Genomic DNA, 18077 nt, shown 5'->3' with positions numbered 1-18077 from the left:
ACATGACCGAAGCACCCAATCCCCGCACCACAGGGGCCGTCGCCGCCGGCCTCGCCACGGTCGCCGCCGACGGGACCGTACTGGACACCTGGTTCCCGCGCCCGGAGCTCGTCGCCGAGCCCGGGCCCGCGGGCAGCGAACGGCTGAGCGCCGAGCGCGCCGCCCAGCTCCTCGGCGAGAGCGCGCCGCAGGCCCTCGGCGAGGACCCCCGCCGCGGCGTCGAGATCGTGGCCGTCCGTACGGTCATCTCCTCGCTGGACGAGAAGCCGCTGGACGCGCACGACGTCTACCTGCGGCTGCACCTGCTCAGCCACCGCCTCGTGCGGCCGCACGGGCTGAGCCTGGAGGGACAGTTCGCCCACCTGGCCAACGTGGCCTGGACGAACATCGGCCCCGTCCCGGTGGACAGGGTCGAGCAGGTGCGGCTCGCCGCCCGCGCCTCCGGCACCCACCTGGCTGTCACCAGCGTGGACAAGTTCCCGCGCATGACCGACTACGTCGTCCCCAAGGGCGTACGGATCGGCGACGCCGACCGTGTCCGGCTCGGCGCCCACCTGGCCGAGGGCACCACCGTCATGCACGAGGGCTTCTGCAACTTCAACGCGGGCACCCTGGGCACCTCCATGGTGGAGGGCCGCATCAGCGCCGGCGTCGTCCTCGGTGACGGCACCGACCTGGGCGGCGGCGCGTCGATCATGGGCACCCTCTCCGGCGGCGGCAAGCAGATCGTCTCCGTCGGCGAGCGCTGCCTGATCGGCGCCGAGGCCGGGCTCGGCATCGCGCTGGGTGACGACTGCGTCATCGAGGCGGGCCTCTACGTCACCGCGGGTACCCGGATCACGCTGCCGGACGGCGAGGTCGTCAAGGCGCTGGAGCTGTCCGGCGCCGACAACCTGCTCTTCCGCCGCAATTCCCAGACCGGCACCGTCGAGGCCCTTCAGCGCAGCGGCTCGTGGGGTGGCCTCAACGAGGCGCTCCACAGTCACAACTGAGCAGCGATCGCGAGGACTGGGTAACAGCCTCCTCATGCGCATGCCCGCAGGCCGTAGGCTTGCGGGCATGCGCGATCTTGGGGCCGGGCTGCGGTATCTGGGGCAGGGACAGCGGTGGGTACTCACCCGGGGACGGTGGTTCGGGTTCGGGCTGCTGCCCGCGCTGATCACGCTCGTGCTCTACGCCGCCGTGCTCACCGCGCTCGGCTTCTACGCCGACGACATCGCCGCCTGGGCCACGCCTTTCGCCGACGACTGGGGCTCGGTGGGGCGGATGCTGACGCGCGGCGCCTTCGCCGTCATGCTGTGGCTGGCGGTGCTCATGCTGGCCGTGGTGACGTTCGCCGCCGTCGCCCTGCTGATCGGTGACCCCTTCTACGAGAAGCTGTCGGAGAAGGTCGAGGAGAGCGAGGGCGGGCTGCCGGAGGGCGCCGTCGAGCAGCCTCTGTGGCGCGAGCTGTGGACCTCGCTCACCGACAGTCTCTACGTGCTCTCCCGCACCCTGGTGTTCACCGTCCCGCTCTTCGCACTCGGCTTCATCCCGGTGGCCGGCCAGACCGTCATCCCCGTACTCGGTTTCTGCGTCTCCGGCTTCTTCCTCGCCCTGGAGCTCACCTCGGTCGCGATGCAGCGCCGGGGCATCCCCGTGCGGGAGCGGCTGCGCATGATGCGGGGCCGCAAGGCGCTCGCCCTCGGTTTCGGCGTCCCTCTCGCGCTCGCCTTCCTGGTGCCGCTGCTGGCCGTCCCGCTGATGCCGGGCGCCGTCGCCGGCGCGACGCTGCTGGTGCGGGACCTGACGGGTACGGGCACAGCCGCGGACGGGGACGCGGACGCGGGCGCGCCGGGGAACCGGTACGGGGCCCAGGGCTCCCAGGCGCCGCCCCGGCCCGCCGCACCGCACGTCCAGCAGCCGCCACCGGCCCAGCCGGGCCCGTATGCCCAGCCGGGCCCGTACGCCCAGCCGCCCGGCGGCCCGTACGCCCAGCCGCCCGGCGGCCCGTACGCCCAGCCCCCCGGTCCCTACCCCCAGCAGCCGCCGCGCTGAGGCGGGGCCGTACCGGATCGGGGCCTTACGGGATCAGTGGCGCCTGATGCGGACCACCGACGGGTCGTGGTCGCTGATCTGATCGGCGAACTCGGCGTTGATGTGGACGATGTCGTACTCGGGTCGGCCGGCGCCGGGGCTGGTGAGCAGGTGGTCCAGCGTCTGGGAGTTGCCGTTGAAGACGTAGCCGTAGCGCTCGTCCTCGGGCAGCCGGTTCATGGGACTGGTGAGGGCGTGACCTGAGCGCAGGGCGTCCAGCGTCGGCGAGAAGGGGAAGTCGTTGAAGTCTCCGCCCGCGACGACGACGGCGTCGCGGTCGCGTGCTCGGATGTCCCGTACGAAGGCGTTCAGCAGCCTGCCCTGTTCCACGCGCTGCGGCTCCGAGTGCCGGGCGGGCGGCTGGAACCGGCCCTCCATCGGCTGGTCGCCCTCCAGGTCGCCGCCGCCCTTGGAGCTGAAGTGGTTGGCGACCACGAACACCGTGCGGCCCCGGAAGCGGAACTCGCCGGCCAGCGGCTTGCGGCTGGCCTTCCAGGCCGGATCCTGCGGCGCGATGCGTCCCGGCGAGGCGGACAGCGCGGGCTCGCCGCCCTCGTCGACCACCCGCACGGGCGTCGTCGCGTCCCCGCCGGGGCGGTCGGTGAAGGAGACCCGCTCGGGGTTGTAGAGGAAGGCGACGCGTATGTTGCCGCCGGGCTGGCCCCCGTCCGCCTGGTCGACCGGGTCTGTCTGGCGCCACTCGTAGGACGGGCCGCCCGCCTTCTCGATGGCCTCGGTGAGCATCGCCAGGGTGCGGTCCGCGCTGACCGTGCCGTCGTCCTCGGGGCCCGTGTCGTCCTGCACCTCCTCGACGGTGACGATGTCGGGCGAGGAGAGGTTGGTGACCAGCCCGTCGGCGAGGCGCCGGAACTTGGCGGGCTCCGACGCGGGGGAGAGGTTCTCCACGTTGTAGGTGGCCACCGCCAGCTCGTCGGGCCGCTGTCCGCGCGTGCGCTCGCGCTCCAGGTGGTGGTCGCGGTGAGAGCCGAGCGTGGTGGCGCGCAGCGTGTAGCCGCCGAACTGGTCGTAGTCGAGCGGGCCTTCGGTGGTGCCGCGCAGCTCGTCGCCGACGTTCGCCTGGGGGAAGGGGTGCTCCTGAAGCGGCAGGAGCGAGGAGACCTTCACGCGTGCGCCGTTCTGGTCCTCGTACGAGCCGTAGAGGGTGCCGCCCTGCGGAGTCGGGTTCTGGTGCCGGTCGGTGGTCACCCACAGGTCGTGGTAGGGGGAGGTGGGCCCCGTGACCTGGGCGTCGCGGACGGCGACGCGCATGCCCTCCAGCGCCTCGTAGCGGTCCAGTGCGTACCGGTCGGGCCGCAGGCGGAGGTTCTCGATGCTGTCCCCGCCGGCGTCGGGCGCGTAGGCCGCGGGCACCGAGCGCGGGGTGAGCCGGAAGGCGGCCGGCAGCTCGCCCTCGCCCCGGTTCCCGCGCTCGCCCGCCGCCTTCCAGGTGGCGTCCGTCAGCTCGGTGACCGACTGGCCGCCCGCCTCCTCGCCGCCCGGGTAGTACTCGCCGACCCGGCCCGCCACGCGCAGGCTGTCGCCGACCGAGACGCCGGGGCTCTCCTCGCCGGTGTGGACGAAGAGGCCCTCGCTGGTCGCCGGGTTCCGGTCCGGGTGCGGGTCCTGCATCCAAAAGCCGCGTGCGGACCCGAAGTCGCGCACCCCGGTGACGATTCCGGGCACGTCGGCGACGTGCCGGCCTGCCAGCGGGGACACTCTGGTGGTGCCCTGGATGTCGTGGATCCGGGGTGCGGGGGCCGCGCCGTCGCCCGGTACGGCCGCGGAGGCCGGAAGCGCGGGGAGCGTGAGCAGCGCGGCGCAGACGGCGGCGACGGTCAGCGTCGCGGTCCTGGCCGACCGCGAGGAGGCTCGCGACGAGCCCTGGCCGGAGCCTGAGCCGGACGTGCGGGGCGCGGTGGCGGGGGTGCGGGACGTGGATCCGATGGCGGTACGGGACGGCACGGAGAGCCTCCGGGGGCGTGGGGGACGTACGGAACAAGGACGTACGGGCGTGGTGGGGGAGTACGGGAGCGGTGCGGAGTACGTGGGTGCTGGGAGACGTCGGATCGGGCTACTCGCGCGGCATTGTCAACGCGCGTAAAGCATGGCGGGCGAACGGCAGTTGTCAAGGTCGTGACAGGGCGGCGAGCGGCCGCGCCACGCCTCCGTTGCGTGCCCGGTGCACGATTCGGGCACGGGTGGACAGAACCCGTCTACGCTGGGTCCTCGCACCGTCCGGCAACCTGTAGGACTCGTAGGAGATGAACCCGCACATGACCGGTGACGACCGTCCCACCCTGCCGCCTGTACGGCTGCCCTCCGATGCCGAACTGGCACGGGACGCACTGGCCGCACCGCTGCTCGCCCGTGCCGTGGAACTCACCCGCTGGGCGCGCCGCGGCGGCCCTGAGGGGGCGGGGGTTCCGGTCGGGGCCGGCGGCGAACTCCTGTCCGAGCAACTGAAGGAGGCCGCCGCGCACCTGGGTCTCGGCGGCGAGGAGGAGGCACCGGCACTGGCGGCCGACGCCTGGAACTTCGCCGTGGACACCGGACTCCTCGTCATCGAGGAGGACCAGGAGGGCGAGGCGGACCCGGCGGCCGACGACGGGAATCCGAGCAGCGACGAACCCGTGGGCCTGGCCACGCCCGAGGCCGAACTCGGGGGCCTGACCGGTGACCCTGACGAGGCCATGCCGGCGCCCGCCGACATCCTGGAGCTGTGGCTGGGCGGCCTGGAGACCGTGCTCGCCGACGCCGCTACGCCCAGCTTCGAGGAGCTGCTCGGCGGTATCGAGGGAGCGGTCGGCGAAGACGGCGAGATCAACACCGACGCCATCGACCTCGACGCCATGGACTGGGACCCGGAGGAGGAGGGCGAAGCCCTCGACAGCGCGCTCGGCAACCTCTATCTGCTCACGGCCACCGAACCCGCGGTCGCCGCGGGCTCAATGGTCCCGCTCCCCGTGCTGGCCGCCTCCATGATCGTCCCCGAGGACATGGACGAGCCCACCGACGAGGTGCTCGAAGAGGTCTCCACGGCGATGATGCGGCTCGACGAGCAGTTCCGCATGCTGGAGCCGACGGGGCTGGTCGAGTACCGCCCGGTCGACGAAGCGCTCACCCAGGAGGCGGCCGAGGACGAAGAGGCCGCGGCCGCAGAGGAGTTGGGCGGCGACCTCGACGAGGAGGACGTCTCCCGTTACGGGATGGTGCGGCTGACCCCGCTGGGGCTGCACGGTGTACGGGCCCGCATGCGGGAGGCCGGTATGGAGGTGCCCGCCGTCGGCGACCTCGCGGACGCCGGGGCGGACCGGCTGCTGGCCACCCTGCCCGTCTACACCGAGGACAACGCGCGCAGCGAGATCGAGGGCTGGTTCGCGGCGCGGGAGAAGGAGGGGACGCTGGGCGCGGCCCGCGAACTCCTCGCCGCCGCCCGCGGCACCGACGAGGCCGCACCCGTCCGCCGGCTCACCTGCCAGCAGGCGCTCTCCCTGGCCGGGCCGGAGGCCGAGCCCGCCCTTCGCGAGGTGCTGGAGGACCGGGAACTGGGCGGCCTGGCCCGGGTCTGGCTCGCCGAGCGGGGCGCGACGGACGTGCCGCAGCCCGACGAGGAGATGGTCTTCTGGCTGACCGTCGACACCATCGCCGCGCAGGTCGCCACCGCGGGGGAGCCGGAAGAACTCCGCGAGCTCGTCCGCGACCTGGTGGACCAGCACGCGGGATTCTTCGACAAGGCGTGGCGGGTCGAGCACCCGGCGACCGGGGACGTGCTGGAGACGATGGGCAGGGTGCACCCCGACAAGCACGCGGCCAAGGCGGCCAGGAAGGCCGCCTTCAAGGCCCGCTCGCGCTGAGGTTTCCTCACGGGGTGTGTGCCGGCTTGTGCTGGTGGCGCGCCTGCGTTGCGGCGCGCCTGCCTTGTGCCGCGCCGCGTTGAGGAGGCGGCCGCGCCGGGGGAGCGGCGCGGTGTTCCCGCTGTGGTCGGTTGCGGCTTCCGTGCCGGGTGCGCGTGCGTGGTGGCTGGTCGCGCGGTTCCGCGCGCCCCTTCGGGCGCCACACTCCGGGGCGCTCGTCTCATGGGGTGTCTCGGCTCGCGAGACGCGGTGCTGTACGGGCGGCGACTTCCTTTACTGTTTCCCCCATGTTCGGACCAGCGTGCCTGTTGGCGCTCGCGCTCACGCTCTTCGCGGCCACCGCGTGGAGCGTGGACGACGCGCTCTGTCGCCGCACCCGTCGCTGACGGCGCACGCGCAGCCCTCCGTACCCGCGCGAGTCCAGGTCGCGTCTCATGTCGCGAGACGCGCGAGGTGGACGTCCGGGAACGAGACGGCGTCGGCGCTCCCGTCCCCTCCCGTCCCCGCCCTCCCCGTACGCGCACGGAGACCCTTGTGACAACCGCTCCTCCCTCCGCCCGGACGACCGCGCTGCTGACGCCCGCGCCGACCCGGCTGCCCGCGCCTGAGGCACCCGCCGCGCCGGCCGTGCGGCGGCTGCCGCTCGTCATCGCACTGGTGCTCGGCCTGGGGCTGACCGGCTACGTGTGGGCCGCGCACGGCACCAAGCCGGGCGTCCTGCTGCTCCTCGGCCTCGGCCTCGGCGTCGGCCTCTTCCACTCCCGCTTCGGCTTCACCTCCGCCTGGCGGCAGTTGATCGCCGTCGGCAACGGCACGGGCCTGCGGGCCCACGCCCTCCTGCTCGGAACGACCGCCACCCTGTTCGCCTTGATCATCGGCACCGGAACGGGCCTGTTCGGGGCGGCTCCCGCCCCCAGCGCCGGACCGATCGGCGTGGGGCTGCTGCTGGGCGCCTTCCTCTTCGCCGTCGGCATGCAGCTCGGCGGCGCGTGCGCCTCGGGGACCCTCTTCGCCGTCGGATCGGGGCAGAGCACCATCGTGCTGACGCTGGGCGGCTTCGTCGTCGGCTCGACGCTCGCCGCCTGGCAGTACGGGCTGTGGAGCGACCTGCCCGCCGTCGATCCGGTGCTCTTCTCCGACCATCTCGGCTGGGCGGGATCCCTGGCGGTGACGCTGGTGCTGCTTGGGCTCGTGGTGCTGGTCTCGCGCCGGGTGCAGGCGCGCCGCAACCCGCCGCCCGTGGGCGTGCCGCCGTCCGCGCGCGGTGGTCTGCTCCGCGTCGTGCGCGGCTCCTGGCCGCTGGCCGCCGGAGCGCTGGTCCTCGCCGTCCTGGGCGCTGCCGTGCTGCTCGTCTCCGGTGGCGCGTGGGGTGTGACCAGCGCGTTCGCCCTGTGGGGCGCCAAGGTCGTGGGGGCGCTCGGCGGCTCGCCCGAGAGCTGGGCGTACTGGCGGCAGCCCGGAAACGCCGAGGCCCTGGCAGGGCCGGTGCTCGCCGACAAGACCAGCCTCACCGACATCGGCATCATGATCGGCGCCGCCGTGGCCGCGGCCACGGGCGGCGTGTGGACCTGGCACAGGGGCGTCGCCTGGCGCACGGCCGGAGCCGCGGTGCTCGGCGGCATCCTGATGGGCGTCGGCGCACGTATGGCGGGCGGCTGCAACATCGGCGCGTACCTCGCCGGGATCGCCTCGGGTAGCCTGCACGGTTGGCTCTGGGGTGCCGCCGCGCTGGTCGGTACCTGGGTGGGGCTGCGGTTGCGCCCGTACGTCGGACTCGCGAACCCGAAGCCCGGCGACGGCGTCTGCTGAGCGGCGCCCCGCCGTCCGCTTCGGCCCCCCTGACGACGAGGTCCCGCGCGCACACGTGTCCGCACACCCCCGCCGAAGTGCGGGGGGCGTGTGTGCGTGCGGCGAGTCCGGCAACCCGGTTCCGTGATCCGCTACGGCCTTTCCGTACGATCGAGCAGATCCCGCCTATTCGGCCATACGGAACAAAGGGTGTGAATGCCGACGTGACAGAGAGCCCCAAGCGACCATCGGGGGGCAAAGCGGCGGCGGCTCGGCAGGTACCGCGCGCGGTCGCCGAGCTGCCCCGCCAGGTGCGCGACGAGCTGGTGCGCAGACTGCGCCGTAAGGGCCGACCCTTCACCAAGGACGACGTGCAGGTCGTCGAGGAGCCGATGCTCAAGCGGGCGGTGACGGCCTCCGCCCTCGGCAACTGCATGGAGTGGTTCGACTTCGGCGTCTACAGCTACCTGGCCGCCACGATCGGCAAGGTCTTCTACCCGGGGGCCTCCGACTCGGCGCAGCTGCTCGCCTCGTTCGCCACCTTCGCCGCCGCCTTCGTCGTCCGCCCGCTCGGAGGGCTCTTCTTCGGGCCGCTCGGCGACAAGCTGGGCCGCCAGAAGGTGCTGGCCGCGACCATGATCCTGATGGCGTTCGGCACCTTCCTGATCGGGTTCATCCCCAGCTACGCCACCATCGGGATCGCCGCGCCGATCCTGCTGCTGGTCGCCCGCATGTTGCAGGGCTTCTCGACGGGCGGCGAGTACGGCGGTGCGACCACCTTCATCGCCGAGTTCTCGCCCGATCGCCGACGCGGCTTCCTCGGCAGCTTCCTCGACTTCGGGACGTTCACCGGCTACGCGCTCGGCTCGGTCCTCGTCACCGGGCTGAACTTCGCCCTCAGCGACGCGCAGATGCTCTCCTGGGGCTGGCGCATCCCGTTCCTGATCGCGGGGCCGCTGGGCCTGATCGGCCTCTACATGCGGCTCAAGCTGGAGGAGTCCCCCGCCTTCCAGCAGCAGCTGGACGAACACGACCAGAAGGTCGCGGCCCAGGAGACCAACCGGCGCGAGTTCCGCACCATCCTGCGCAAGCACTGGGAGCCGCTGCTGATCTGCGTCGGCCTGGTGCTGCTCTACAACGTGACCAACTACATGGTCACCGGCTACCTGCCGACCTACCAGACGGAAGTTTTGGGACGCTCGGGGACCACCTCCGACGTGCTCGTGCTGGTCGGCATGGTCTGGGTGGTGGTGCTGATCACCTTCGTCGGACGGCTGAGCGACCGCGTCGGCCGCCGCCCGGTCTACCGGTGGGCGGCGATCGGCCAGATCGTGCTGGCCGTCCCCTCCTTCCTGCTGATCCGCTCGGGCGGCTGGCTGCTGCCCGCGCTCGGTGTGCTCATCCTGGCGACGCTGCTCGCCGGGTTCGCGGCCCCCTCGGCCGCCACGCTGCCCGCGCTCTTCCCCACGAGCGTGCGCTACGCCGCCATGGGCATCGGGTTCAACTTCTCCGTCGCCGCCTTCGGCGGAACGACACCGCTGTTCACCGAGAGCCTCGTCAGCGCCACGGACAACAACCTGATCCCCGGCCTCTATCTGATCGTGAGCGGGCTGATCGGACTGCTCGCCGTCCGCTTCCTGCCGGAGAGCGCCGGTGTGCCGCTGCACGGCTCGCAGCCCATGGTCAGCAACGAGGAGGAGGCCAGGGAGCTGATCTCCACCAGCCAGCAGTTGCAGACGCTCAGCCGTCGGCGCTAGACCGCCCGCCGCCGCTGCTCCGCGCCCCACGCCCCCGGTCCCGCAGCGCCGTCACCAGCACGGCAAGGGTGCCGAGGGCGATGGGCAGCAGCGTGAGAACGAGCGTCGAGGTGGCGGAGCCCTCGGCCTCCTGCTGCGGTGTGGTGCTCCACATCACCCGGCACGTCGCCAGCAGCCCCAGCCCCACGCAGAACGCGAGGAAGAGCTGGGCCCTGGCGACCTGCCGGGCGCCCTCGGCCGTGCTCGGCCGGTTGACGAGGCCCACGGTGCGCCTGTGCGGCGGCAACGCGGACTCGGGTGTGATGCGCACGGTCAGCAGCGTCGTCGCGGACATCACCACGAGGACGCCGAGGTGCACGAACACGGGGACGAAGGCGCTGCCGACCGACTTGTCCGCGTACGTGTCGACGCCGTCGCCGCCGAAGTGCTGCGGCACCCTCGCGGGCAGATCCGGGTAGACCAGCACGCCCCACACCGTCAGTACGGCCAGCACCACTACCCCCGGAACCAGCCACAGCCACGGGAACCGCGCTTCCGCACCCGTGTCCTCCCCCTGCCCAGCCATGCTTCCCCTCCCCACGCACCGCCCTCACGGGCCCGGTGTCCCGTCCGAGCGGTGTTCATTCCGGCTCGCGGCCCCAGACCAGGTGGTTGCCGCCCTGCCACTCGATTATCGCTTCGTCGTACAGATCGACAGTAGCGACATCCAGCCCGGCACGGCGCAGATATTCGATCAGATCGGTCAGCCCGTAGGCGGTGCCCAGCGTCTCGCCGCGCGCACTCACCTGGCGGCCGCCGGCGGGGGAGGGCGGATGGACGACGATGACCGCACTCATACCCTCCAGGTTGCGCCCGCGCCTCGCGTCACGCACCTCGGCCCGGCGGGGCGCCGTCCTCGACTGCGGGTGCGTGACAACTGCGTGTGCCCGGCGCCGACCAGGACCCTTCCGGGGCGGCTCCTCAAGACGCCGCGGGCGGGCGGGGAAGGCCGGCCCCGGTCGACGGCTGCCTGGCCGCCACCTGTCGGTGCGGACGGTGGCAGGCGTCGAGTCGGAGGACCGGCAGCTCCCGAGGGGCGTTTTCGATCGCGGTGATGCGGCCGTAGACGGCTACGGGGTGTAGGTCCGCCTCCGCGAAGGACGCCAAGAGGCGCGGCACCGAGAACGCGAACGGCACGAAGACGCGGCTGGGAGGGGCTGCCGCACGGCTCCGCGCGGCAGCCGCTCCTCCGCACACCGATCATGTCGCCCGTGTCCGGGGAACACGGTGACGCATGACTCTTCAGCACCCCTCGGACCGAGGCGGGGGGCAGCGCGACCGCTTCGCACGCCTCGCAGAGACCGCGTCGAACCTGACCAGTTCTCCGGTGTTCTTCCTGCTGTGCCTGTTCCTGATCGTCGGTATGGTCATCGTCCACCTGGTGCATCTGCCGGTGCCCTGGCTGATCTTCGCCGGCGACGTACTGACCTCCGTCAACCTCCTCATGCTGGCTCTGCTGAAGAACTCGGAACGACGTGCCGAGGCCGCTCTCCAGCGAAAGCTGGATGCCATTGCGGCGGCGCTGCTGGAGTCGCAGGAGGGCGAGTCGCACCAGGCACGGGATTCCCTGCGTCAGGCGATCCGACTCGAGGAGGAGCTGTGAGCCGGCGACTTTGCTCTCCCGCGGCCGCCGCGCCCGCGGCGGCACGAGACGCCGATGCATAGGACGAGCGCGCGGGGGAAACCGGAGCGTCCAGCAACCGATATCGAACGATTGAGATGTTTCATGCGCGACGACGAGTTCTTGGCACTGGTGCGTGACCAGGGCGGCTACCGGGACCAGGACGAGACCAGGAAGGTCACGGAGGCCGTCCTGGGGGTGCTGGCCGCACGCATCACCGCCGACGAAGCTCAGGATCTGGCCGACCAGATGCCCACACCGCTGGATCGACCGTTGCGAGGCAGCGGAGCCGACGCGGAGGCCGGGGGCGAGGCATTCGGTGTCGAGGAGTTCTACCGGCGCGTCGCGGAGCGGACCTCGTCGAGGACGGAGGACGCACGGACGCACACGGCGGCGGTCCTCTCCGCTCTCCCGCAGGCGGTGTCAGCGGGACAGGTGCGTCACGTCGTCACGCAACTTCCCGAGGACTTCGCCGCCCTCTTCACCCCCGAGGGCTAGCTCGCTCGGTCGAGGGCCTGCTCGGCCAGGGAGCGGGCGCGGGCCACCGGGTCGTCGACCAGCGCGAGACCGCGCAGCACCGTCGCGCCCTCGTGCAGCAGCGTCAGCTCGTCGGCCAGCCTTCCGGGGTCGGCCGCGCCCGCCTCGACCGCCAGATCGTAGAGGCAGCCGCGCAGCCACAGCTTCTGGTCGGTGATGATCCGACGGCCCGGGTGCGCCGGGTCGGGCAGCTCCGCCGCGGCGTTGACGAAACCGCAGCCGCGCGGGTTGTGGCGCCGCGTCCACTCCGCGAGCGCGTCGAAGGTGGCCAGCAGCCTGGCCCGCGGCCCTGCGGACCCGGCGTGCTCCTCCAGCCACCCCGTGAGCCAGGAGCGCCAGCGCAGGTCGCGCTCGCGCAGATACGCGGCGATCAGCGCGTCCTTGCCGCCGAACCTGTCGTAGAGCGTCTTCTTGGTGGTCCCCGCCTCTTTCGCGATCAGGTCGACGCCGACAGCCGTGATGCCCCGCTCGTAGAAGAGCGTGCTCGCCGCCTCCAGGACCTTGCGGGCCCCCGGGGTCAGCTCCCCCGCCTCGGCCGTTCCCGTCCCCACTGCCCCACGGCTCCCTTCCCGGATCGAACCGGCCCCGTCCGCTGTGGCGTCCCGCCCTCCGGTAAACCGTCCGGTCTACCGTCACCCACTGTACGCCCGCGCCGCCCCACGCCCGCGGCCGCACCGGAACGGGCCCTCGGCAAAGGAACCGCAAAGCGGGGCCGGTCGTTACCTTCGGCATGACCGCAATGACTCCCGGCGCCAACCTTCCGCTGACCGCGCAGCGCGTGGCGGTGGACGTGACCGCCCCCACGAAGCTCGACGTCTCGGCGCTGCTGCTGAGCCCCCAGGGCAAGGTGCGTTCGGACGAGGACTTCGTCTTCTACAACCAGCCGACCGCGCCCGGCGTGACCCACAGCAGCGGCGCCGCCGACACCATCACGGTGGAGACCGGTGCCGTCCCCGCCGAGATCGACAAGGTCGTCGTCACCGCGAGCCTCGACGCGGGCGCCACCTTCGCGGGTACGGAGCCCACCGCCACGGTTCGCGACGCCGCGAGCGGCGCCGTGCTCGCCACCTTCACCCCGCCGCAGCTCGGCTCCGAGACGGCGTTGCTGGTGGTCGAGCTCTACCGCAGGAACGACGCCTGGAAGGTCCGCGCGGTCGGCCAGGGGTACGCGAACGGGCTGGGCGGCATCGCCACCGACTTCGGGGTGAACGTGGAGGAGCCCGCCGCCCAGGCCGCTCCCACCGCTCCGCCCGCGCCGACGGCCCCGCCCGCGGCGCCCGCCCCGTCCGCACCGCCCGCGCCCGCGGCTCCCTCCGCGCCGGCGGCTCCCTCGGCTCCCCCTGCCGCCCCCGCGGGCGCGGCAGGGGGAGGGAAGATCAATTTGGACAAGGGCCGGGTCAGCCTGGAGAAGAACCAGACGGTCTCCCTGGTCAAGGGGGGACAGCCGCTGCGCTCCTCGGTGCGTATGGGCCTCGGCTGGGAGCCCGTCTTCCGCGCGGGCAGGCGGGCCAAGGACATCGACCTCGACGCCTCGGTCATCGCCTACGACGCCAACCGCAAGAAGATCGACGCCTGCTACTTCGGCAAGCTCGCCATCCTCGGAGGTGTCATCCAGCACTCGGGCGACAACCTCACGGGCGAGGGCGCGGGGGACGACGAGGTGATCACCGTCCACCTCGGCGACCTGCCGCCCGAGGTGACCGGCCTGGTCTTCACCGTGAACTCCTTCTCGGGGCAGAAGTTCACGGATGTCGCCAAGGCCTACTGCCGCCTTCTCGACGGCGCCGGCGGTGAGCTCGTCCGCTTCGACCTGACGCACTCCGAGCCCCGCACCGGGGTGCTGATGGCCAAGTTCGTCCGCCAGTTCTCGGGGGAGTGGGACATGACGGCGCTGGGCGAGTTCGTCGACTCGCGCACGGTGCGGGGCATGATCAAACCGGGCGGCGCCGCGCTGTAGGCCCGGCGGCGGGGCGTGGGGCGGTCTCCGGCGACGCGGACCCGCCCCGGCCCCCGGCCCGGACACCCGGCCCCCGGTCACCAGGCCCGGTTCCGGCCCGGTGAGGTCCGAGGAGTCCGCGCGGGCGGAGTCAGAAGTCGAAGACGGGGCCCGTCGCGCTGTGCATGGTGCAGAGGTTGGGGAACGTCTTCTTCCAGGTGACGCGCTCCCCGCGGTGCCTGCCCTCGGCGGAGACCGTCACCGGGTCGTACTCCATCGTGCACGGCCCCGTGGCGTCCGGGAGCGTGTCGAGGTCGCCCCCGGCCCGGTCGAGCGCGGTGCACGCTTCGGCGGCCTTGGGGTGGCGGCCGTGCCAAGTGGGCTCGCAGACGAGCCGGACTCCGCGCATCCAGGTGTCCTCACTCCCCGAGATGGTCAAGAAGAGCCCCGGGCGGACGGTGGAGGCGGAGTCGGAGGGGCGGGCCGCGGTCTGCGCGGTCGCGGTCTGCGTGCCGAGCAGGGGGAAGGCGGCGGCGGTGACGGCAGCGGCGGCAACGAGGTGCCGGGCAAGGGTTCGAGTGCTCACACCCTCACAACGAGACGCGGCCACGCGAAGATGCGGGGCAACTCCGTTTCGTTCGCGCCCAGTTGAAAAGCCTCGGGGGCGGGTCTGCAAGCGTGGGCCGGCAACGTGAAGGGCCCGCAGGTGAGAGACCCGGCAGTGTGGGGCGGGAAAGCGAGGGCTCCCCGCGCGCGGGCCCCGCGGACGGGGACGGCACGCGGGGAGCCGCGCTCAGGACTGGGGCCTGCGGCCGTGGTTGGCCGCGTTGTTACGGCGGGCCTTCTTCTTGCGCCGACGCTTGGACGACATGGCGCCTCCTTTCCGCGGAGCGGTTGGTTTCCTCCGCGTTTCTACCACTTCCGCCGCCCGGTGTCAGAGGGCGGCCCCGGCGCCCGGACGCCGACGGGGCCTCGGCGGTACGGGTGGCCCGGCGGTGCGGGATGACCCCGCGGCCCGGGTGGCCCGTGGAGTCAACGGCGTTCGCGGGAGTGGCCGAAGAGGAGACGGTAGACGATCAGTAGGACGAGGGAGCCGGCGATGGAGGCCACCCACAGGCTGGGGTCCACCACGTTGTTGGCCACGGGCCGGTCCAGGAACGTCGCGGAGAGCCAGCCGCCGATGAAGGCGCCCGCGATGCCGATCAGCACCGTCCCCACGACACCGCCCGGATCGCGGCCCGGCAGCAGGATCTTGGCGATCGTCCCGGCGACGAGGCCCAGGACGATCCAGCTCATCACGCCCGAGTGCAGCAGATCGGACAGTGCGTCCGAGAGGGCGTTCGACTCCGAGTCGCCCCCGTCGGCGAGCAGGGTCCAGGAGCTGAGCGGCGTGGCGGGCATGGAAGGGCCTCCCCGAGATCGATCGTTGCGGCCCCATCATGCCCTGTCCCGCCGAAGGAGAGTCCGGTGGTACTGCCCGCTCCCGGAAGTCGCAGGGTTTCTTGTCGACGACTCGGCGGTACTGGGCAGGGGCCGTGCTTTGGACGGCGGATGCGGGCGTCACGGGCTGTTCAGCTCGGCAGCCCGTAGCTGCGGCGCAGAAGGTGGTCGAAGAGGTTCCGCGGTGTCAGAGTCTTGACGAGCGGGACCCGTCTGCCCTCCGGTCCGGCGCCGTACCGGCTACGCGGTCGGGACATTCGCGCGGTCTTGCAGATCAAGACTGCGGCTCGGCGGGGGTCTTCCCCGTTCTGGCGAGCTGGGAGATCCGCATGGCGCTCACGTGCTCGACGCTGACCCTTCGACCCGGCCCGAAGGGTCAGCGGTGGGCGGCCGGCGGGGCCGGCGGCTCAGCAGCAGGCGCAGCCCACCGCGCAGCCGCATCCGCCGGTTTCTGCCGGGGCGGGGGTGCGGCCGGCGGATTCGGTCGGGACGCAGCAGCCCTTGCCCTGCCAGGTCTCGCGGCCTTCCTTGACGGCGATGGCGGCGATGACCAGGGCGGCGACCGGGTCGGCCCAACCCCAGCCGAACAGCCAGTTGGCCAGCAGGCCCAGCAGCAGAACGGCGGAGAGGTAGGTGCACAGCAGAGTCTGTTTGGAGTCGGCGACGGCGGTGGCCGAGCCCAACTCCCGTCCGGCCAGGCGCTGGGCGGCGGAGAGGAAGGGCATGATCGCCAGGGAGAGGGCGGCGAGCGCGATGCCGGCCAGGGAGCGGTCGGCCTCGCCGCTGCCGGTCAGCGTGCGGACGGCGTCGGCGGTGACATAGAGGGCGAGGGTGAAGAAGGACAGCGCGATGATGCGCAGGGCGGTCTTCTCGCGAGCCTCGCGGGTGGTGTGGTCGCGGGCGGAGAACTGCCAGGCGACCGCGGCGGCGGAGGAGACCTCGATGACGGAGTCGAGCCCGAAGCCGATCAGGGCGCTGGAGGAGGCGGCGTTCCCCGCGGCGAGCGCGATGACGGCCTCGACGACGTTGTAGGTGAGGGTGGCGGCGACCAGCAGGCGTATGCGCCGGGTGAGCGTGTCGCGGCGGGAGGGGCTGGGGCCGGGGGATCTCGCGGTCATTCAGCAGCAGCCCTTCTCGTCGGCGTCCGGGCAGGTGCGGTCGGCCTCAACGGCCACTACGGCGGTGCGCAGGTCGTCGAGCGCGTGGCCGAGGCGTTCGTCGGCGAGTTCGTAGCGGGTGCGCCGCCCGTCGGGGACCGCGACGACCAGGCCGCAGTCCCGCAGGCAGGCCAGGTGGTTCGACAGCCGGGTCCGGGAGATCTCCAAAGCGTCGGCGAGGTCGGCCGGGTAGGCCGGGGCCTGGCGCAGGGCGAGCAGGATGCGGCAGCGGATGGGGTCGGCCAGGGCGCGGCCGAACCGCGCCAGCACGTCGATGTCGGCGGCGAGTGTCAGCATGCTCCCACAGTACATGGTTTCCTGAATTCAGGAAACCATGTACTGTGGGCCCCGCGCCGGGCGCCGGCCCGCTGCTCACCGCAGTGCGGCCTTCATCATCTTCTTCGCGATCGGGGCCGCCAGGCCGTTGCCGCTGACCTCGGCGCGAGCGGCGTCCGAGTCCTCGACCACGACCGCCACCGCGACCTTCTTGCCGCTGTCCGTCCTGGCGTAGGAGGTGAACCAGGCATACGGGGTGCCGCTGTTGTCGACGCCGTGCTGCGCCGTTCCTGTCTTGCCGCCGACCGTCACGCCGTCGATCCGGGCGTTGCTGCCCGTGCCCTTGTCGACCACCGTCTGCATCGCCGACCTGAGCTGGGCCGCGGAATCCTGGCTCATCACCCGGTGCGAGTCCGGGTCCTCGTACGACTGGAGCGTGTGGCCCGAGGCGTCCTGCACCTGGGAGACCATGTGCGGGTCGACCAGCTCACCGCCGTGCGCGATGGCCTGCGAGACCATCGTCATCTGGAGCGGTGTCGCGGTGACCTCGAACTGGCCGATGCCCGTGAGGCCAGTCTGCGCGTCGTCCATCTTCTCCGGGTAGTTGGAGGTGGCCGCACGGACGGGCACGTCCTGCTTCTCGTCGTTGAAGCCGAACTTCTCGGCCTGCGCGCGGACCTTCTTCTCCCCGAGGTCGGTCGCCAGTTTCGCGAAGACGTTGTTGCACGAGTAGCGCAGCGCCGTCCGCAGGGTGGCGTCCTCGCAGGGCGCCGCCCTGTTCTCGTTGTGCAGGACCGTCGAGGTGCCCTTGAGGGTGTACGGGTCGGGGCTGTCGGTGTGCTGGTCGACGGAGGAGTACAGCCCGTTCTCCAGCGCCGCGGCCGCCACCACCAGCTTGAACGTGGACCCGGGCGGCACGGCCTGGCGCAGCGCCCGGTTCAGCGTGGGCTTGTCGTCGTTCTTGTCGTTGCCGCCGCGCGCGGTCAGCTTCTGCCAGGCCGCGTCGTCGTCCTCGCCGCTGCCGCTGAAGCTCGACGGGTCGTAGGAGGGGGTGCTGACGACGCCGAGGAGCTCGCCGCTGTCGGGGTCGACGGCGACGGCGGCGCCCTTCTTGTCGCCCAGCGCCTCGGAGCCGGCGCGCTGCACCTCGGGGTCGATGGTGGTGAGCACGTTGCCCGGCTCCGCCTGCTCGCCGGTCAGCATGTCCAGGGGGCTCTTGAGGCGGTCGTCCGTGCCGTTGAGCACGTCCTGGTAGATGCCCTCCAGCTGGGTGGCCCCGCGCACCTGGGAGGAGAAGCCGGTGACGGGCGCGTAGCGGGCGCCGTCGGTGTAGGTGCGCTTGTAGTGCAGGTCACCGCCGCCCTCCGCGCGCTTGGAGCCGGTCACGGGCTTGCCGCCCACGATGATGTCCCCGAACGGCTGTGCGTACTCCTCGATGGTGTTCCGCCGGTTCTGGTCGTCGTCCGCGAGCGCTTCCCCGTTCACCATCTGCACCCAGGTCACCCGCAGCAGCAGGGCCATCACCAGGAGCAGTGTGACGGTGGCCGCACGCCTGATTGTCCTGTTCATCCCGCACGAGAACGCGTGCGCCGAGGC

At 72.3% G+C, this 18077-nt stretch carries 18 protein-coding genes; 8 read left to right on the top strand and 10 right to left on the bottom strand.

All coding sequences use genetic code 11. The features are described from left to right. Nucleotides 1–2 precede the first annotated feature (2 nt). Nucleotides 3–992 carry a 2,3,4,5-tetrahydropyridine-2,6-dicarboxylate N-succinyltransferase gene (gene dapD, locus DQ392_RS19935; RefSeq protein ID WP_114017009.1) on the top strand — a complete coding sequence of 330 codons (990 nt, stop codon included), beginning with the start codon at nucleotides 3–5 and terminating at the stop codon, nucleotides 990–992. A 67-nt stretch (nucleotides 993–1059) separates the two neighbouring features. Further along, the gene (locus tag DQ392_RS19930; protein WP_114017008.1) at nucleotides 1060–2037 is read left to right on the top strand and encodes an EI24 domain-containing protein; all 978 of its coding nucleotides are present in this window, start codon (nucleotides 1060–1062) and stop codon (nucleotides 2035–2037) included. A 33-nt stretch (nucleotides 2038–2070) separates the two neighbouring features. Here DQ392_RS19930 and DQ392_RS19925 read toward each other — a convergent pair whose 3' ends face one another. After that, nucleotides 2071–3915: an endonuclease/exonuclease/phosphatase family protein gene (locus DQ392_RS19925; protein ID WP_114017302.1), complete on the bottom strand. Its 1845-nt coding sequence runs from the start codon at nucleotides 3913–3915 to the stop codon at nucleotides 2071–2073. 434 nt (nucleotides 3916–4349) lie between these two features. Here DQ392_RS19925 and DQ392_RS19920 point away from each other — a divergent pair, with 434 nt between their 5' ends. The 3 genes from DQ392_RS19920 to DQ392_RS19910 all read left to right on the top strand — a co-directional run bounded on the left by DQ392_RS19920 (nucleotide 4350) and on the right by DQ392_RS19910 (nucleotide 9475). Further along, nucleotides 4350–5930, top strand: a complete 1581-nt coding sequence (locus DQ392_RS19920; RefSeq protein WP_114017007.1) for a hypothetical protein — start codon at nucleotides 4350–4352, stop codon at nucleotides 5928–5930. A gap of 534 nt (nucleotides 5931–6464) precedes the next feature. After that, nucleotides 6465–7739: a YeeE/YedE family protein gene (locus DQ392_RS19915; RefSeq protein WP_114017006.1), complete on the top strand. Its 1275-nt coding sequence runs from the start codon at nucleotides 6465–6467 to the stop codon at nucleotides 7737–7739. Nucleotides 7740–7942: 203 nt separating this feature from the next. Further along, nucleotides 7943–9475: an MFS transporter gene (locus DQ392_RS19910; RefSeq protein ID WP_114017301.1), complete on the top strand. Its 1533-nt coding sequence runs from the start codon at nucleotides 7943–7945 to the stop codon at nucleotides 9473–9475. On the opposite strand, the gene DQ392_RS19905 is transcribed toward DQ392_RS19910, so the two are convergent. After that, nucleotides 9459–10040, bottom strand: coding sequence for a DUF1648 domain-containing protein (locus DQ392_RS19905; RefSeq protein WP_114017005.1), 582 nt, complete (start codon nucleotides 10038–10040; stop codon nucleotides 9459–9461). The two genes, DQ392_RS19910 and DQ392_RS19905, sit on opposite strands and share 17 nt — an antisense overlap. Before the next feature lie 55 nt (nucleotides 10041–10095). Then, entirely contained in the window at nucleotides 10096–10311 is a 216-nt protein-coding gene (locus DQ392_RS19900; protein ID WP_114017004.1) for a hypothetical protein, read from the bottom strand. 437 nt (nucleotides 10312–10748) lie between these two features. Here DQ392_RS19900 and DQ392_RS19890 point away from each other — a divergent pair, with 437 nt between their 5' ends. Further along, nucleotides 10749–11117 (top strand): hypothetical protein, encoded by a 369-nt coding sequence (locus tag DQ392_RS19890; RefSeq protein WP_114017002.1) that lies wholly within the window; start codon nucleotides 10749–10751, stop codon nucleotides 11115–11117. Between the two features lie 123 nt (nucleotides 11118–11240). Beyond that, the gene (locus DQ392_RS19885; protein ID WP_114017001.1) at nucleotides 11241–11633 is read left to right on the top strand and encodes a DUF2267 domain-containing protein; all 393 of its coding nucleotides are present in this window, start codon (nucleotides 11241–11243) and stop codon (nucleotides 11631–11633) included. Here the strand turns inward: DQ392_RS19885 and DQ392_RS19880 are convergent. Continuing rightward, a complete protein-coding gene (locus DQ392_RS19880; protein ID WP_114017000.1) occupies nucleotides 11630–12223 on the bottom strand; it encodes a TetR/AcrR family transcriptional regulator in 594 nt (197 codons plus the stop codon). The two genes, DQ392_RS19885 and DQ392_RS19880, sit on opposite strands and share 4 nt — an antisense overlap. A 188-nt stretch (nucleotides 12224–12411) precedes the next feature. Here DQ392_RS19880 and DQ392_RS19875 point away from each other — a divergent pair, with 188 nt between their 5' ends. Then, nucleotides 12412–13629: a TerD family protein gene (locus DQ392_RS19875; RefSeq protein WP_147266557.1), complete on the top strand. Its 1218-nt coding sequence runs from the start codon at nucleotides 12412–12414 to the stop codon at nucleotides 13627–13629. Between the two features lie 130 nt (nucleotides 13630–13759). On the opposite strand, the gene DQ392_RS35345 is transcribed toward DQ392_RS19875, so the two are convergent. The 6 genes from DQ392_RS35345 to DQ392_RS19850 all read right to left on the bottom strand — a co-directional run bounded on the left by DQ392_RS35345 (nucleotide 13760) and on the right by DQ392_RS19850 (nucleotide 18050). After that, complete coding sequence (locus DQ392_RS35345; RefSeq protein ID WP_245981687.1) at nucleotides 13760–14194, bottom strand: SSI family serine proteinase inhibitor; 435 nt, start codon at nucleotides 14192–14194, stop codon at nucleotides 13760–13762. A gap of 207 nt (nucleotides 14195–14401) precedes the next feature. Further along, nucleotides 14402–14479: a hypothetical protein gene (locus DQ392_RS36395; RefSeq protein ID WP_469818005.1), complete on the bottom strand. Its 78-nt coding sequence runs from the start codon at nucleotides 14477–14479 to the stop codon at nucleotides 14402–14404. 161 nt (nucleotides 14480–14640) lie between these two features. Further along, a complete protein-coding gene (locus DQ392_RS19865) occupies nucleotides 14641–14904 on the bottom strand; it encodes a GlsB/YeaQ/YmgE family stress response membrane protein (RefSeq protein ID WP_245981732.1) in 264 nt (87 codons plus the stop codon). Nucleotides 14905–15455: 551 nt separating this feature from the next. Further along, a complete protein-coding gene (locus DQ392_RS19860) occupies nucleotides 15456–16166 on the bottom strand; it encodes a cation efflux transmembrane domain-containing protein (RefSeq protein WP_114016998.1) in 711 nt (236 codons plus the stop codon). Then, complete coding sequence (locus tag DQ392_RS19855) at nucleotides 16167–16502, bottom strand: ArsR/SmtB family transcription factor (protein ID WP_114016997.1); 336 nt, start codon at nucleotides 16500–16502, stop codon at nucleotides 16167–16169. A 75-nt stretch (nucleotides 16503–16577) separates the two neighbouring features. Then, nucleotides 16578–18050 (bottom strand): penicillin-binding transpeptidase domain-containing protein, encoded by a 1473-nt coding sequence (locus DQ392_RS19850; RefSeq protein ID WP_114016996.1) that lies wholly within the window; start codon nucleotides 18048–18050, stop codon nucleotides 16578–16580. Nucleotides 18051–18077: the final 27 nt, after the last annotated feature.

This window comes from Streptomyces reniochalinae, from assembly GCF_003323735.1.
Classification (GTDB): Bacteria; Actinomycetota; Actinomycetes; order Streptomycetales; family Streptomycetaceae; genus Streptomyces; species Streptomyces reniochalinae.
The sequence above is the reverse complement of the archived record's forward strand: the minus strand, read 5'-3'. Positions and strand labels throughout refer to the sequence as shown.